This window comes from Vogesella sp. XCS3 (genome assembly GCF_020616155.1).
Classification (GTDB): domain Bacteria; phylum Pseudomonadota; class Gammaproteobacteria; order Burkholderiales; family Chromobacteriaceae; genus Vogesella.
Map to the genome: position 1 here is coordinate 1,658,961 of NZ_CP085530.1, position 15,053 is coordinate 1,674,013.

15 protein-coding genes are annotated in these 15,053 nt (G+C 57.5%); 5 read left to right on the forward strand and 10 right to left on the reverse strand.

All coding sequences use genetic code 11. The annotated features are described in order from the left end of the window. Positions 1 to 219 precede the first annotated feature (219 nt). Entirely contained in the window at positions 220 to 1,122 is a 903-nt protein-coding gene (gluQRS, locus tag LCH97_RS07860) for a tRNA glutamyl-Q(34) synthetase GluQRS (RefSeq protein WP_227304817.1), read from the reverse strand. 56 nt (positions 1,123 to 1,178) lie between these two features. Between gluQRS and fdxA the strand changes: the two genes are divergently transcribed. Next, positions 1,179 to 1,502, forward strand: a complete 324-nt coding sequence (gene fdxA, locus LCH97_RS07865) for a ferredoxin FdxA (RefSeq protein WP_227304820.1) — start codon at positions 1,179 to 1,181, stop codon at positions 1,500 to 1,502. Between the two features lie 56 nt (positions 1,503 to 1,558). Here fdxA and cheD read toward each other — a convergent pair whose 3' ends face one another. The 9 genes from cheD to LCH97_RS07915 form a co-directional block, all read right to left on the reverse strand. After that, the gene (gene cheD, locus LCH97_RS07870; protein ID WP_227304823.1) at positions 1,559 to 2,161 is read right to left on the reverse strand and encodes a chemoreceptor glutamine deamidase CheD; all 603 of its coding nucleotides are present in this window, start codon (positions 2,159 to 2,161) and stop codon (positions 1,559 to 1,561) included. Further along, positions 2,158 to 3,240 (reverse strand): chemotaxis response regulator protein-glutamate methylesterase, encoded by a 1,083-nt coding sequence (locus LCH97_RS07875; RefSeq protein WP_227304826.1) that lies wholly within the window; start codon positions 3,238 to 3,240, stop codon positions 2,158 to 2,160. The genes cheD and LCH97_RS07875 overlap by 4 nt, the downstream gene beginning before the upstream one ends. Further along, positions 3,237 to 4,106: a CheR family methyltransferase gene (locus tag LCH97_RS07880; protein WP_227304830.1), complete on the reverse strand. Its 870-nt coding sequence runs from the start codon at positions 4,104 to 4,106 to the stop codon at positions 3,237 to 3,239. The genes LCH97_RS07875 and LCH97_RS07880 overlap by 4 nt, the downstream gene beginning before the upstream one ends. Then, on the reverse strand, positions 4,091 to 6,829 hold the full coding sequence (locus LCH97_RS18855) for a methyl-accepting chemotaxis protein (protein ID WP_370630724.1): 2,739 nt from the start codon (positions 6,827 to 6,829) through the stop codon (positions 4,091 to 4,093). The genes LCH97_RS07880 and LCH97_RS18855 overlap by 16 nt, the downstream gene beginning before the upstream one ends. A gap of 15 nt (positions 6,830 to 6,844) precedes the next feature. Then, a complete protein-coding gene (locus LCH97_RS07895; RefSeq protein ID WP_227304833.1) occupies positions 6,845 to 7,339 on the reverse strand; it encodes a chemotaxis protein CheW in 495 nt (164 codons plus the stop codon). A 27-nt stretch (positions 7,340 to 7,366) separates the two neighbouring features. After that, positions 7,367 to 9,601, reverse strand: a complete 2,235-nt coding sequence (locus LCH97_RS07900) for a chemotaxis protein CheW (RefSeq protein WP_227304836.1) — start codon at positions 9,599 to 9,601, stop codon at positions 7,367 to 7,369. Between the two features lie 31 nt (positions 9,602 to 9,632). Beyond that, a complete protein-coding gene (locus tag LCH97_RS07905; protein ID WP_227304839.1) occupies positions 9,633 to 9,998 on the reverse strand; it encodes a response regulator in 366 nt (121 codons plus the stop codon). 218 nt (positions 9,999 to 10,216) lie between these two features. Continuing rightward, positions 10,217 to 10,522 carry an STAS domain-containing protein gene (locus LCH97_RS07910; RefSeq protein ID WP_227304842.1) on the reverse strand — a complete coding sequence of 102 codons (306 nt, stop codon included), beginning with the start codon at positions 10,520 to 10,522 and terminating at the stop codon, positions 10,217 to 10,219. Between the two features lie 10 nt (positions 10,523 to 10,532). After that, a complete protein-coding gene (locus LCH97_RS07915; protein WP_227304845.1) occupies positions 10,533 to 11,750 on the reverse strand; it encodes a PAS domain-containing sensor histidine kinase in 1,218 nt (405 codons plus the stop codon). A gap of 127 nt (positions 11,751 to 11,877) precedes the next feature. Between LCH97_RS07915 and LCH97_RS07920 the strand changes: the two genes are divergently transcribed. Genes LCH97_RS07920 through cheZ form a run of 4 tightly spaced genes read left to right on the forward strand, consistent with a single transcriptional unit; the run spans position 11,878 to position 15,011 of the window. Continuing rightward, positions 11,878 to 12,819 (forward strand): chemotaxis protein, encoded by a 942-nt coding sequence (locus tag LCH97_RS07920; protein ID WP_144371860.1) that lies wholly within the window; start codon positions 11,878 to 11,880, stop codon positions 12,817 to 12,819. Positions 12,820 to 12,856: 37 nt separating this feature from the next. Next, positions 12,857 to 13,792: a chemotaxis protein gene (locus LCH97_RS07925; protein ID WP_227304847.1), complete on the forward strand. Its 936-nt coding sequence runs from the start codon at positions 12,857 to 12,859 to the stop codon at positions 13,790 to 13,792. Between the two features lie 41 nt (positions 13,793 to 13,833). After that, positions 13,834 to 14,223: a chemotaxis response regulator CheY gene (gene cheY / locus LCH97_RS07930; RefSeq protein ID WP_017507038.1), complete on the forward strand. Its 390-nt coding sequence runs from the start codon at positions 13,834 to 13,836 to the stop codon at positions 14,221 to 14,223. 41 nt (positions 14,224 to 14,264) lie between these two features. Further along, positions 14,265 to 15,011, forward strand: coding sequence for a protein phosphatase CheZ (gene cheZ, locus LCH97_RS07935; RefSeq protein WP_227304850.1), 747 nt, complete (start codon positions 14,265 to 14,267; stop codon positions 15,009 to 15,011). Positions 15,012 to 15,053 lie beyond the last annotated feature (42 nt).

Genomic DNA, 15,053 nt, shown 5'->3' on the forward strand with positions numbered 1-15,053 from the left:
GGGAAACAGCGGAAACAACAATGCACGGCCAGGCCGCACGGGGAATGAGGTATTGCATGGAAAGTCCTGATTGTTCTTGGGTTTTGCTGGTGTCCACAGGCCCACCCCTGTCTCGGGGCGTGGCCATGCCGTACACAGAGCGTTGCACGGCATCACAAAACAAACAGGGCCCCGACGAGGAGGCCCTGCTGCTGTGCACAAAATTATAGCGGTTTTTGGCTATGTCAGGACGATAGGCCCGACCGGTACCTGCGCCAGCCGCCAGTTTTGTCGCGCCCACTGCCATATCTCGTCGCGTGTCTGTACGTGGTTTGGCACCGGGTGCCCTAATCGTGCCAGCGCATCGCGCAACTGCTGCGCGACGTTGGCCGCATCAATCGCCGGAGCCAGCGTCTGCTTGGAAAGTTTCTCGCCCGCCGCATTCACCATCACCGGCAGGTGGCAATGTGTCACCGGCGGGCCGCCCAGACACTGGCGCAGCCACAGCTGGCGCGGTGTGGATACCAGCAGGTCGGCGCCGCGCACGATATCGGTCATACCCTGCGCAATGTCGTCCACCACCACCGCCAGCTGGTAAGCCCAGAAACCGTCGGCCCGCAGCAGCACCACATCGCCGATATCGCGCTGCAGCTGCTGGGCGTAATGCCCCTGCAGCCGGTCCTCAAATGCCAGCTCGGCGTCGGGCACGCGCAAACGCCACGCCCGTGCCTGCCGCCCCGCCGCCACGTCGTGGCGGCAAGTGCCGGGGTAGACCATGCCATCCACACCACGCAGGCCCGATTCGGCAATTTCCTTGCGCGTGCAGGCACAGCCATAAGCGTGGCCGGCGCGGATCAGCTGATCCAGCGCTGCACGGTACAAGTCGTGACGGTCATGCTGCCACACCAGCTCGCCCTGCCACTCAAAACCAAAGGCTTCCAGCGTATGCAGGATGGCACTGGCAGCGCCGGGCATTTCACGTGGCGGGTCCAGGTCTTCCATGCGCAGCCACCACTGGCCACCCTTGCGATGCGCCTCCAGATAGCTACCCACCGCCGTGGTGAGCGAGCCGGCGTGCAACAGACCGGTAGGACTGGGGGCAAAACGGCCACGGTATGGCGCGGTAAAAAGCGAGGCTGACATGGCAGGAAAAGACGACAACAATGAGTAGATGAACAAGCAAGCGCGGGGGCCGCAGCATGACGCACGTTGTAACCGAAGCCTGTATCAAATGCAAATACACCGATTGCGTGACGGTATGCCCGGTGGACTGCTTTCACGAAGGGCCCAACTTTCTGGCTATCGACCCGGACGAATGCATCGACTGCACGCTATGCATTGCCGAGTGCCCTATCGATGCCATCACCACCGACAGTGACCTGCCCGCAGATCAGGCGCATATGCTGGCACTCAATGCCGAGCTGGCGGCGCAGTGGCCGGTGATCAGCAGCCAGAAAGCCCCGCTGCCAGACCACGAGCACTGGGCCACCCAGCACGGCAAACTGCCCTTGCTGGAACGCTAGGCATAAAAAAGGTTGGCCGCGGCCAACCTTTTGTTTTGCTTGCCATGCCAGACGGGCTAGATGAACAGGTCGATATCGCCACCATGCTTTTGCTCGGTATCGCGGTCGATACGGCGGCGGTAGCTTTCTTCTTCCTGCACCAGGGTTTGTTGCGGGTTGATCTTTTTCACCATCACCTTGCCGGTATCGGTAAAAAAGTAGATCTTGCGCGCAATATCCAGCCCCAAGTCCTCGGCCACGATAGGGATGTTCTCCTGCGCCAGGAAGGCGCGCACGAAACCGGCGTTGCGCTGGCCGATGTTCACCGTGGTCATGCCGGCAATCACATTACCGCCGCCAAACACCTTGGCTTCCAGCGTGCTGCGGTTGGCGCCCAACTTGAGCATGTCGTTAATCAGCAGCTCCATGGCGTGGGTACCAAAGCGCGCGGGCATCAGGCGGTCGCTATTGCTGCTGCCTTGGTCCGGCAGCATGAAGTGATTCATGCCGGCAATGCCGGTTTTGCGGTCACGCAAACAGGCCGAGACACAGGACCCCAGCACGGTAACCAGCAGTAAGCCGTCTGCGGAGGCTTCGTACTCCCCTGGCAACAGCTTGGCGGCAGCGCGGCCGAAGCTTTTATCGAAATATCGATGATGAGCCGTACCGGCGATTGTCATCCGGCGTCCCTCGTCGATTTGCCAGCCAGATAGGCCAGCACCCGTTCTGCCACTTTATCCAGCGAGGCCACCTCGTGTACCGCACCGATTTCGTAAGCAGCCCGCGGCATGCCATACACCACACAGGAAGCCTGGTCCTGGCCGATATTGAACGCCCCGGCTTCGCGCATGCGCAGCATGCCTGCCGCACCATCCCGCCCCATACCGGTAAGAATCACCCCGACGGCACGCTTGCCCAACAGGTTGGCTGCAGAGTCGAACAACACGTCGACAGCCGGACGGTGGCGGTTCACCGGCTCGCTCTGGCTCAGCTCGGTTACAAAACCGCTTGCCACCTTGCGCAGGCTAAGGTGGGAATGGCCAGGCGCAATGTAGACGTGCCCGGGCAAAACAGGCTGCCCGTCGGTAGCTTCACATACCGACATGGCACAGCACTGGTCCAGGCGGCGCGCAAAAGACAGGGTAAAGTTTTCCGGCATATGCTGCACCACCAGCACCGGCGGCGTATCAGCGGGCAAGGCAGACAGGAACTCGCGCAGGGCCTCGGTGCCACCGGTAGATGCCCCCACCACGATGATGGCATCGCGGGGCAGGATGGCAGAGGCGGCAGGGATGCGCGGCTGGGCGGTGGCACTGTCACGCTGGATAAAGCGCGCCGGCAAACGCACGCGCGCATCGGCCGCCATACGGATTTTCTCGCAGATTTTCTCGGCGTAATCCAGCATGCCACGGCTGATATCCAGCTGCGGCTTGGCAATGCAGTCGACGGCCCCCAGCTCCAGCGCCCGCAAGGCGGTTTCCGAGCCGCTAGCCGTCAATGAGGAAATCATCAGCACCGGGGTTGGCCGCAAGCTCATCAGACGGCGCAGAAACTCCAGGCCGTCCATCTTGGGCATTTCAACGTCAAGGGTGATCACGTCCGGGTTGGTTTCACGGATACGTTCGCGGGCAGCAACCGGGTCCGGGGCAAACGCCACGACTTCCATATCGCTTTGTTCATTGATGATCTTGCCCAGCAACTCGCGTATCAGCGCTGAATCATCAACTACGACCACGCGTATCTTGCGCTCCGGGTTCATGGTGTTTTTCCACTCGCCAGGCGGTAAGCGGTCTTGCCGCAGGGCGAAAAGGTATCGGTTATATGCTGGATATTCTCGGAATGCCCCAGCAGTAATAAGCCATGCGGTTTCAGGTACTGGGCAAAATGCTCCAGGATCCCGGCTTGCGTAGGCTTATCAAAATAGATCAGCACATTGCGGCAAAAAATTACGTCAAACATGCCTAGCTGTGGCCAGCTGCGATCAACCAGATTGATCTGGCGGAATTCCATATTGCGCATCAGGCCCGACTTGACCTTGACCATGCCTTCGTTCTGACCGCGCCCGCGCAAAAAGAACTGCTTGAGCTGCTGGTCACTGAGCTTGGCAATTCTATCGAGAGCGTACACCCCTCCGGCCGCCTTCTTCAAGACATTGGTATCAATATCCGACGCAACGATATGATAATTACCCGACCTTACCGCCGGGTCGAGCGTCATGGCGATTGAATAGGGCTCTTCGCCGGTAGACGAGGCCGAGCTCCACACACGGTAGGCCTCGCCACGGTCGGCGTGCTTCTGCGCGTGCTGATGCAGGATATCGAAGTGGTGCTGTTCGCGGAAAAACGATGTGAGGTTGGTGGTGAGCGCATTGATGAAATGCTCCCACTCGTGCGCCCCGTCGGGCGAGCGCAACAAGGCCAGGTAGTCGGTAAAGTTGGCGACACCAAGCCGGCGCACATGTTTGGCCAGCCTGGCGTACGCCATGTGGTTTTTTACCGCACTCAGGGCAATACCGGTTTTGTCGTAAAGCAACTCGCGGATGATGCGGAAATCTTCATCGGAGAAATGAAGATCCCGCGCAAAGATGCTTTCCTTATCGCTGGCTGTGCTCAGAACTCCTCCCACTCGCCTTCATCCGTCGCGGCCGGGCGTACGGCCTGGTGGTTCATGGCGGGCAACGCTTTACGCACGGGTGCGGGTGGCTGCGGCACCAGCACGCTGGCTTGCGGCTTGCGCTCCTGCTTGCGTGTCACGGCGCCGAGCTGATCCAGCTTGAAGATAGCCACGGCATCGCGCAGATTCGAGGCCTGCTCTTCCAGCGATTCGGCAGCCGCGGCAGCCTCTTCAACCAGCGCGGCATTCTTCTGCGTGTTCTCGTCCATCTGGCTTACCGCCAGGTTGACTTGCTCGATGCCGGAGCTCTGCTCGATGGAAGCGGCCGAGATTTCGCTCATGATGTCGGTAACACGGCGAATGGACGAGACGATCTCTTCCATGGTGCGGCCCGCTTCGTCTACCAGACGGGTACCGGACTCCACTTTTTCTACCGAGTCGCCAATCAGGCCCTTGATTTCTTTGGCAGCGGCTGCCGAACGCTGCGCCAGGTTGCGCACCTCGCTGGCTACCACGGCAAAGCCACGGCCCTGCTCGCCGGCACGGGCGGCCTCTACCGCCGCGTTCAGCGCCAGGATATTGGTCTGGAAGGCAATACCGTCGATCACACTGATGATGTCCACAATCTTGGTGGCACTCTCGTTGATCTCGTTCATGGTGGACACCACTTTGCCCACTACCACACCACCACGCGACGCAATATCGGAGGCACCCACCGCCAGGCTGTTGGCCTTGCGCGAGTTCTCGGCGTTCTGCTTCACGGTACTGGTGATTTCTTCCATGCTGGAGGCGGTTTCCTCCAGGCTGGCGGCTTGCTGCTCGGTACGGCTGGACAGGTTGACGTTACCAGCCGAAATTTCCTGCGCCGCGGTATTGATGGCGTCGGTGGCTTCCTTGATGTTGCCAACGATCTCTTTCAGGCGCGCTACGGTCAGGTTGGTATCGTTGCGCAGCTGGCCGAACATGCCTTCGTATTCCGCTTCTATCGTGCGGGTCAGGTCACCGGCAGCCAGGCCGGACAGCACCTGGGCGATATCGCCCAAGCCACGGCTGGACACATCCAGCAGCTGGTTCACCTGGCCGGACAAGGTGGCAAAGAAACCGGTTTTGCCATCCAGCGGGATACGCTGGCTGAAGTCACCGTTGGCCGCAGCACCCACCACTTCGGACACTTCTTTTTCTACACGTACTTCTTCGGTGCGGTCTGCCCACTCGACTACCGAGCCGATACGTTCACCGGTATCGCTGAATACCGGATTGGCGGTAAGGCGGAAGGTGCGGCCACCGACGCTGATCTGGCTGGTATGCGTGGTTTTCAGCGCTTCCAGCAAGCCGCGCTGATGCGCCGGGTTACGGTGGAAGACATCCATATTGGCACCCTGCAGCTTGCGGGCGTCAAAGTTTGGCAGTACGCGCTTGATGTCGTGCTCGGCCACCTGCAGCATGTCTTGTACGCTGCGGTTCAGGTAGATGATGTTGCGGTCGTTGTCGGCGATCATCACGTTGGACGACACATTGTCCAGCGCTTTGCGGATACGGGTGTTCTCTTCCAGCATGCGCAGGTCGGCTTCGCGCTTTTGCTGCTCCAGTGCTTCGCGCTTCAGCTGCTCGGTAATGTCCTGCCACTCCACCACAGTCCCCAGGGCGGCGCCTTGTTTGTTCAGGATAGGGGTAACGAACAGCACAAAAGTACGCACACCCACCTGGATGGTGGCCTTGTGCGGCGAACGCATGCTGGCCAGCATGCTGCGCTGGTGCTCGGGGCGCTTGTGGAAGCCATCGATATTGCTGCCTACCAGGTCACGGGCGCTAAAGCCTGGCAGCTCTTTCTTGATGTCCGCTTCGGCGTTTTGGAGCATGTCCGCTACTGCGCGGTTGGCGTACACCACGATATTGTCGGCATTGGCAATCATCACATTGGTGGCTGCGGCGTCCAGCGCGTTACGGATGCGGATATTCTCGACAGCCTTATCAGCAGCCTGCTTGATAAAGTAGAACAGGCTGCTGGTATCTTTTTCGCTAACTTGCAGCGTACTGGTTACCTCGCCGGTGGCCAGCTCTTGCATGAGTTTGGCAGCATCGGACGGCTCGCCACCAATCACACGGAACAACGAACGGCCAATCAGGTAGGCAGCCAGCAAGCCAATCACAAGGGAAGCTACTAGGAAACCTTCGGTAATCAGCAGTGAGGTGTTGGCATCTTGCTGCAGGCTGACGCCGTGCTCCTTCGCCATGCCTTCTTCGTAGGTCACCAGCGCGTCGATGGCATTCAGATACGCTTTCTGCACATCACGCACGTCGGAAAACAGAAACGCCTTGGCTTCCGGCAGCTGGCCTGCGTTGAACAGCGCGCTAAACTGACGCAGCTTGGCACGGTATTCCTGATCTGCCTTGACCAGGGCGGCCTGCATGGCCACCGACTCTTCCTCTGGCGGGTGCTGCTTCAGCACTTCCAGGGCTGCGTCGATGTTCTTGAGCTGCTCATCCAGCTCTTTTACCTGCGATGCCGCTACCTGCGGGTCGTCGGCCAGCAGGGCTGTACGTACACCGCGCGCCGTGGCATTGACGTTATCCACTACCTTGTTCACCGCACTGGCGCGCGGCATGTGGTTCCCGGTAATTTCCGCGCCACTTTCGATAATGGTCTGCAGGCGAAGTACCGACAAGATAGACGATGCGGCGATCAGGGCCAGCAGCACGCCGAAACCGATAACCAGTAACTGTTTGACTTTCATGCCTTTTCCCCTGTTTTAAACGTTGGCCGCAACAGCCGCATCCATCAACGCCATCTCGTCACTGCTCATCAGTTTCTCGATATCCACCATGATGATCATGCGCTCCCCTACCACCCCCAGCCCCTGGATGTAGTTGGTATTCATCACTGCACCGAATTCCGGCGCCGGGCGAATATCGTCCCCGGACAGCTCGATCACATCCGACACGCCATCCACTACCATGCCGACCGTGCGGTTGAGCACGTTCAGGATAATGACCACGGTGAAGTCGTTATAAATGACGTTGCCCACATCAAACTTGATGCGCATATCCACGATAGGCACGATATGCCCGCGCAGATTGATCACACCCTTGATAAAGCTGGGCGACTTCGCCAGGCGGGTTACCGCGTCGTAGCCGCGGATTTCCTGTACTTTCAGAATATCGATACCGTACTCTTCGTTACCCAGCGCAAAGACCAGGTATTCGCGTCTGATTTTGTCGGTATCACTGCTGTTGTTAGCGTCCATGGTGGCAACACCCATCACTAGCACCTGTTAATGAAGCTGCGCGGTGAGTATGTCACCGTGCGCTTTTTGTAAATTCACCCGGACAATGGCCGCCACGTCCAGAATCAGCGCGACGCGGCCATCACCCATAATGGTGGCACCGGACAGCCCCTCTACCTTGCGGTAGTTGGCCTCCAGGTTTTTCACCACAAACTGTTGCTGCCCCAGTAGCTCGTCCACCATCAGCGCTACTTTCTGGCCGCTGGATTCCACAATGATCAGGATGGATTTATCGGGCTGCGCGGCCGGAGCATCAATAGAGAAGTATTCCGCCACGCTGACAATAGGCAGGTATTCGCCACGCACACTCACCACCTGGCCACGACCGGCAATGGTTTTGACTTCACTTGGCGCAGGCTGCAGCGACTCCAGAATGTAGTTCAGCGGCAAAACATAGGTTTCGTCGGCAATCTTGATCGACATGCCATCCATGATGGCCAGCGTAAGCGGCAGGCGGATGGTCATGGTGGTGCCAATATCGACCATGCTGCTGATATCGATGCGGCCACCCATGGCCACAATATTCTTGCGTACCACGTCCATGCCAACCCCACGGCCGGAAACATCGGTAACTTCGGCAGCGGTGGAGAAGCCGGGCTCGAAGATCAGGGCCCACACCTCGGTGTCGCTCATACTGTCGGTTACCGGCAGGCCGCTTTCGCGCGCCTTGGCCAGGATCTTGTCGCGGCGCAAACCGGCACCGTCGTCGGTCACCTCGATCACGATACTGCCGCCTTCGTGGAAAGCACGTAGCGTCAAGAGGCCGGTTTCTTTCTTGCCTTTGGCACGGCGCTGCTCTGGCGACTCGATGCCATGGTCCAGGCTGTTGCGCACCAGGTGGGTCAGCGGGTCGGACAGCTTTTCGATAAAGCCTTTATCCAGCTCGGTGTTCTCGCCCACCATTTTCAGCTCGACTTGCTTGTCCAGCTTGCCCGCCAGGTCGCGTACCACCCGCGGGAAACGATTGAACACAAACGCGATCGGCATCATGCGGATGGACATCACGGCTTCTTGCAACTCACGCGAGTTACGTTGCAGCAGCGATATGCTGTTCAGCAGGTTCTCGTGCTCGACCGAATCAAGCCCAGAGCCGTACTGCATCAGCATGGACTGGGTAATCACCAGCTCGCCCACCAGGTTCAACAGCAGGTCGACCTTATCGGTACTGACGCGGATGGAGTTCTCACCGGCGCTCGGGGCAGCAGCAGGTGCGGAGCGCACCTCCGCACGAACAGGCTCTTTAACCGCGACAGGGACGGCTGGGCTACCCGAAGTGCTGGGTGCAGCAACAGGTACTGCGGCAAGGGGCTCGAACAGACCAAAACCGTCTTCTTCAAAAGCGATGCCGGTTTTGCCATTGGCCGAACCCGCTGGTAGCGGCGCGAACAGGCCGAAGCCATCTTCCTCGAACGCGATATCGCCGCTATTTGCCTCATGACTGGCAGGCAACGGGGCAAAAAGACCGAAACCATCTTCTTCGAAAGCAATGTCACCGGACGGTGCGATCGGCGGCAAGGAGAAGAAACCGACACCGTCATCTTCGACGGTCACATCCTCCACCACCTTGAATGCCTCGGGCGGCAACAAGAAAGCGAGCATTTCCACCACGTCGTCACAAGGGGACTCCGTGCCGAGCAAGGCCAGGGCCGGAATAACCGGGTCTGCCTGCTCGTCCGGTGCCTGCATGATCTGCAGACTGCCCAATGCGGCTAGCCGCTGCCACAGCTCCTCAATGTGCATGGCAACGGGTGGGTAGATTTCGATATGTAACCGGCTAGGCACCGCCGCAGCGACGGGCTGTGCAGCCGCAACGGGTGGCCGGGGCACCGCCTGGCCGGGAATGGAAAGCTGTTCCAGCTTTTGCTTGAGTACCGCAATGCGAGCTTCGTCTACAGGCTCGTCACCACGGTGGAAAGCCAGCATTTCCTTGAGCAGGTCGCCAGAGAGCAATGAGGCATCAACAATATCCCTGCTGAGCGGCAGCTCGTTCTTGCGAACTTTATCCAGCAGGTTTTCCAGTACATGCGTCAACTCGGCCAGATCGCTGAAGCCGAAGGTAGCCGCACCGCCTTTTATGGAGTGCGCCGCACGAAAAATGGCATTGAGATCTTCTGACTCTGGCTGCTGTACATTGATCGCCAGTAGAAGCGATTCCATATTGACTAAGTGTTCTGCAGTCTCATCGAAGAACACCTGATGAAACTGCGACATGTCAAAAGTCATGGACGCCCCCTAGATAATGATTTTCTGATGGTTAGCCAACAAGGCGGCGTACAACGTCTACCAGCTTTTGGGGGTCAAAGGGCTTTACCAGCCAGCCGGTAGCACCAGCAGCCCGGCCCTGGGCTTTCATCTGGTCGCTGGACTCGGTTGTCAGCATCAGGATGGGGACAGATGCGTAATTCGGCAGGCGGCGCAACGAGCGGATCAGCGTCAGGCCGTCCATGCCCGGCATATTCTGGTCGGTGAGTACCAGGTCTACCTGGCCTGCTTGTGCCTTGGATAGCCCGGCATTGCCATCGGAAGCCTCAATGACTTCGTAACCGGCACTTTTCAGGGTGAAGGCAACCATTTGGCGAATCGAGGCGGAGTCGTCCACCGTTAGAATTCTTTTAGCCATAGACTCAGCAATCCATCTAGATTAAGTGTGCGCACAATTTAAACGAAAAAGCCTGCGAAGCCACCATGTTTCTATACGTATTAGTCCATGCGTACCACTTTGGTCAATGTCATGCATGAATCCGGACGCATTTCACAGGCTGCTTGGCAAGCTACCAAACCGGCTGCGGCCAACCTGCGTCTTTAAACCGTGCGCAAGCAACCGTGCCGGCTCGTGGCTCAACGGATGGTGAAAAGCTTGGTAAAGCAGGCAATTTCCAGCACTTGACGCACGGTGTCCTTGCATTGCACCAAAGCCAGGTCTTTACCGGCAGCACCGGCCCGCTCCTTCAGCAGCAAGAGCATGCCCAGAGCCGAGCTATCCAGGTAGGGCACCTGCTCAAAGTTCACATCGATGCTGCTTACGTCAGGGTTCTCCAGCAACTCCTGGCTAGCAGCACGGAAGTCTTTGTGAACATTGAAATCAAACTGTCCAATCAGCAAGATAATCCCGGTCTTGCCTTCTACTTTCACGATGGGCTTCATACATTCCTCATCAAATGGTTTGGTTGGATTGCACAACCGGCAGCTGCAACTCGAACACCGTGCCCCGGTCATCATGTTTGTACGTAATTGACCCTTTCATATCCTCGACCACTCTCTTGACAATGGCAAGGCCAAGCCCGGTGCCATTTGCCCTAGTGGTAAAGAAGGGGTCAAAAATCTGGGATTCTACCTGCTCGGGCACGCCAACGCCCTGATCAATTACCCGAATGACGTAAAAATCCTGCTGCAATGCCGCCTCAAGTACCACCACAGACCCGGCAGGGGCATGTTCGCAGGCATTTTCCAGCAAATTCACCAGTGCGCCCAGCAGGTCGGAACGCCCCCCCAATACCACGGCATCCCCGCCGATTTGCGGCTGCCACTGCAGCTGCTTAGCGGCTAGTTGCGCCTGTACGATAGCCTCCAGTTCGGACAATACCGACGAGATACCGATGGATTCCATCCCATCGCGCACCGGCCCAATGCGCACAAAGCGCAACATGTCCTGCACCAGTGATTCCAGCGCCTGCAGCCGGTTCATCACCTTGCCGGCAAAACGGCTTCGCCCTTCTACCGGCAAATCATCACGCTGCAAGTTGGCCGCATACAACAAGGCAGTCGCCAGCGGGGTGCGTATCTGGTGCGCCAGCGACGCGGCCATGCGGCCCATCACCGCCAACCGCTCTTGCTGGGCAAGCTGCTGGTGCAGCTGGTGCAGATTGCTCACATCTACCAGCAACAAGAATGAGCCAGCACCCGGCAATGGACAGGCCACAACGGTAAAGAACTGCATGGCACCTTGCTGGCGGACATACACACCTTCGCGCTCGCTCTCATGAAAATGCGCATCCAGCAGCCAAGGCTGGCCTGGCTGCAAATCGGGCAACCAGCCATGTACGGCAGCATTCATGGCCACCACGCAGCCACGCTCATCCAACTCTACTACCCCGGCAGGCATGACCTGCAACAGCGTGGACAAGCGTGCGGCAAGCTGCTCGTTGGCCGCAGACTTGGCGACCAGTTCATCATTGGCCAGTTGCAACTTCACATTCAGCTCGGCCACCTGTGCCTCTAACAACTGATAGGCTTGAATCAGGTCATCCGTCACACTATTGAAGTGCTCCAGCGCACTGCGAAGTTGACCTTCGTCTGCTTTCATTCGTAAAACCCCGTTCAGTTGCGACACATCCATTTGTAAAACATGCTTGAACAGTATGATAATGGACAAGAGACATCCGCGGCATCTTGCCGATTGGCAGGGCCACACAAACTTGCCCTAGCCTTTTTCCGCGGACAGAGTATGAATAGTATTGTCAGTGACCACGTTGAACGACAGCCAACCTCCGGAGGTTTCCGTGTCTGAACTACTTAAAAAAATTGATGCCCGCACCAAGCTGGCCGGCACTAACAAACTGGAGATCCTTCTTTTCTCCCTAGGCGTAGATCAACGCACAGGCCGGAAGGAGACCTTTGGCATTAACGTGTTCAAGGTCCGCGAGGTGATGCGCACGCCCGAAATTACCTCGGCGCCGGAAATGCCGGCCTCGGTAGAAGGCATGGTCAGCCTGCGCGGCAGTCTGGTACCCGTGATCGACCTGGCAAAATACGCCGGCATTATTTCCGACAAACGCCCGGAAATCATGATCGTTACCGAGTACAACGGCCATACCCAGGGTTTTCTGGTAGAAGCGGTTGATACCATCCTGCGCCTGGACTGGGCTGCAATGCGCGTACCGCCAGACATGATTACCAACCGCATGGGCGGCCTGGTAACGGCGGTTACCGAGCTGGACGCCGGTACGCTGGTAATGATGATGGACGTGGAAAAAGTGCTGGCAGAAACCGCCATGTACGGCGACGAACACCAGTTCGTCAACATCGAGCCGCTGAAAGAAGAGCGCATGGTGTACTTCGCCGACGACTCTGCCGTAGCCCGCAAACAGATCGAGCGTACTTTCCAGGCCATGCAAGTCAAGTACGCCTACGCCATCAACGGCATGCGCGCTTGGGATGACCTGCAGCGCATGGCCAGCCAGGCGGATCTGGCCGGCCGCAAGCTAAGCGACATCGTGCACCTGGTACTGACCGACGTGGAAATGCCGGAAATGGACGGCTACATGCTGACCAAGATGATCAAGTCCGACCCGCGCTTTGCCGGCATCCCGGTACTGATGCACTCGTCGCTGTCGGGCCAGTCCAACCAGAAGCTGGGCGAATCTGTCGGCGTAGACGCCTACGTATCCAAGTTTGAACCGCAGAAGCTCTCGATGAAAATTCGCGAGATGCTGAAAATCTGAGCTACCTGAATAATCTCTGGAAAAACAAGGAATAGCCATGGCAGCATCTGACGCATCCCTTCTGGCCAGTGTCGACGCCCGCACCAAGCTGGCGGGGTCTAACAAAATGGAAATCCTGCTGTTCTCGCTGGGGACACGGGAAACGTTCGGCATCAACGTTTTCAAAGTGCGCGAAGTATCGCAAACGCCGTTCATCACGCGCACCCCCAACATGCCATTCGGCGTGGAAGGTGTACTGTCGCTGCGCGGTAACATCATTCCGGTCATTTCGCTGGCCAAATTCATTGGCTGTGAAACCGACACCACCACTTACGGCACCATGATCGTGACCGAGTTCAACAAGAGCACCCAAGCCTTTCTGGTGGACTCGGTTGACCGCATCATCCGCGTGGACTGGGATAAAGTGCGTGCGCCGGAAAACGTGATGAGCACCACACAGCAGACCCTGATTACTGCGGTGACCGAGCTGGACGACGGCAAACTGGTATCCATTCTGGACGTAGAGCAGATTCTGGCCAGCGTGGTTGGCGAGACCCGCGTACCGGATATTCCTACGGCAGCACTGGAACAAGACCAGTACGTTTTCTTTGTGGATGACTCGGTTGTCGCCCGCAAAGAAATCAGCAGCGTGCTGGACAAAATGGGCCTGAAATATCACCAAGCCAACAATGGCAAGGAAGCCTGGGACAAACTGCAGGTGTTGGCCAACCGTAACTGGTCGGAAAACGAAAATCTGCACGATACGCTGAAACTGATCCTGGTAGATGCTGAAATGCCGGAGATGGACGGCTATGTACTGACCAAGCTGATCAAATCCGACAACCGCTTCAACGGCATCCCGGTTGTCATGCACTCGTCGCTGTCGTCCAACGCCAACCGCGCCATGGGCACCAGCGTCGGTGTAGACGCCTATGTTGCAAAATTTGACCCCGCAATCCTCGCAGATACTTTAATTCCGTTCCTGCAACGCTAAAATAGCGGGTTAAACACCAATACTTGGTCAGGACAACGCCAATGGCAGATAAAAACCTCCGTTTCCTCGTGGTGGATGACTTCTCCACCATGAGACGTATTGTACGCAACCTGTTGAAAGAGCTTGGCATCACCAATGTGGATGAAGCTGAAGACGGCCAGGTAGCGTTACACAAGCTGAAAACACAGCATTTTGATTTCATTGTTTCCGATTGGAACATGCCGAACATGACGGGGATCGAGCTGCTGCGAGCCGTTCGTGCCGACGCGCAACTGAAACACCTGCCGTTCCTGATGATTACCGCGGAAGCCAAGCGGGAAAACATCATCGAGGCCGCCACTGCAGGTGCCAGCGGTTACATCGTCAAACCGTTTACTGCCGCCACTCTGGAAGAAAAAATGAACAAAATCTTCCAGAACCTAAACAAATAACATCAACATCGCGAACATTGAGCGGTTGAGGAGGAGTAATCGTGTCTGATCACCTTCTTGAAAGTGGCGACTCTCCAGAACTGGAAGCACTTTTTGACAGTATTGCGGCCACGCAGCCGGTAAATAGTGCCTCTGCGCCAGAATCAAAAGCAGCTGCCTTGCCAGCCGACATGTCTCAGGAAAAAGTCCTGGGCATGTATGCACAGATCGGCCAGATGACACGCAAGCTGCACGACACCCTGCGAGAAATGGGCTATGACAAGTCGCTAGAGCGTGTCGCGGATGCCATCCCGGATGCCAAAGACCGCCTGGGCTATATTGCGACACTGACCGCCAATGCGGCAGAACGCGTACTGAACGCTACCGACATTGCCAAACCTATCCAGGATGATTTGCAAGCCCGTGCGGACCAGCTGAACCAGCGTTGGGAACTCCTCTACGCCAACAAGCTGACTACCGAAGAGTTCAAAACCCTGGCTCACGATACCCGCAGCTATCTGGCACTGGTGCCCAAGCAAACTGAAGCCACCAGCAACCAGCTGCTGGAGATCGTGATGGCGCAAGACTTCCAGGACTTGACCGGCCAGGTCATCAAGAAAGTCATGGAAATGGTCAAAACGCTCGAGTCCGAGCTGCTGACCGTACTGATCGAGTACCTGCCTGCCGAGCGCAAGCTGGAGCTCAATACAGAATTGCTGAATGGCCCGGTAGTGAACCCCGATGGCCGTACCGATGTAGTAACCAACCAGCAGCAGGTAGATGATCTGCTGGATAGTCTTGGTTTCTAGGTCATACTCCAAGAACACGCATTAAGTCGACATACAAAGGAA

Bases quoted from the DNA above. Each gene is read 5' to 3' on its own strand.
- gluQRS (WP_227304817.1), bottom strand. From the start codon at position 1,122: ATGTCAGCCTCGCTTTTTACCGCGCCATACCGTGGCCGTTTTGCCCCC.
- fdxA (WP_227304820.1), top strand. From the start codon at position 1,179: ATGACGCACGTTGTAACCGAAGCCTGTATCAAATGCAAATACACCGAT.
- cheD (WP_227304823.1), bottom strand. From the start codon at position 2,161: ATGACAATCGCCGGTACGGCTCATCATCGATATTTCGATAAAAGCTTC.
- LCH97_RS07875 (WP_227304826.1), bottom strand. From the start codon at position 3,240: ATGAACCCGGAGCGCAAGATACGCGTGGTCGTAGTTGATGATTCAGCG.
- LCH97_RS18855 (WP_370630724.1), bottom strand. From the start codon at position 6,829: ATGAAAGTCAAACAGTTACTGGTTATCGGTTTCGGCGTGCTGCTGGCC.
- LCH97_RS07895 (WP_227304833.1), bottom strand. From the start codon at position 7,339: ATGGACGCTAACAACAGCAGTGATACCGACAAAATCAGACGCGAATAC.
- LCH97_RS07900 (WP_227304836.1), bottom strand. From the start codon at position 9,601: ATGACTTTTGACATGTCGCAGTTTCATCAGGTGTTCTTCGATGAGACT.
- LCH97_RS07905 (WP_227304839.1), bottom strand. From the start codon at position 9,998: ATGGCTAAAAGAATTCTAACGGTGGACGACTCCGCCTCGATTCGCCAA.
- LCH97_RS07910 (WP_227304842.1), bottom strand. From the start codon at position 10,522: ATGAAGCCCATCGTGAAAGTAGAAGGCAAGACCGGGATTATCTTGCTG.
- LCH97_RS07925 (WP_227304847.1), top strand. From the start codon at position 12,857: ATGGCAGCATCTGACGCATCCCTTCTGGCCAGTGTCGACGCCCGCACC.
- cheY (WP_017507038.1), top strand. From the start codon at position 13,834: ATGGCAGATAAAAACCTCCGTTTCCTCGTGGTGGATGACTTCTCCACC.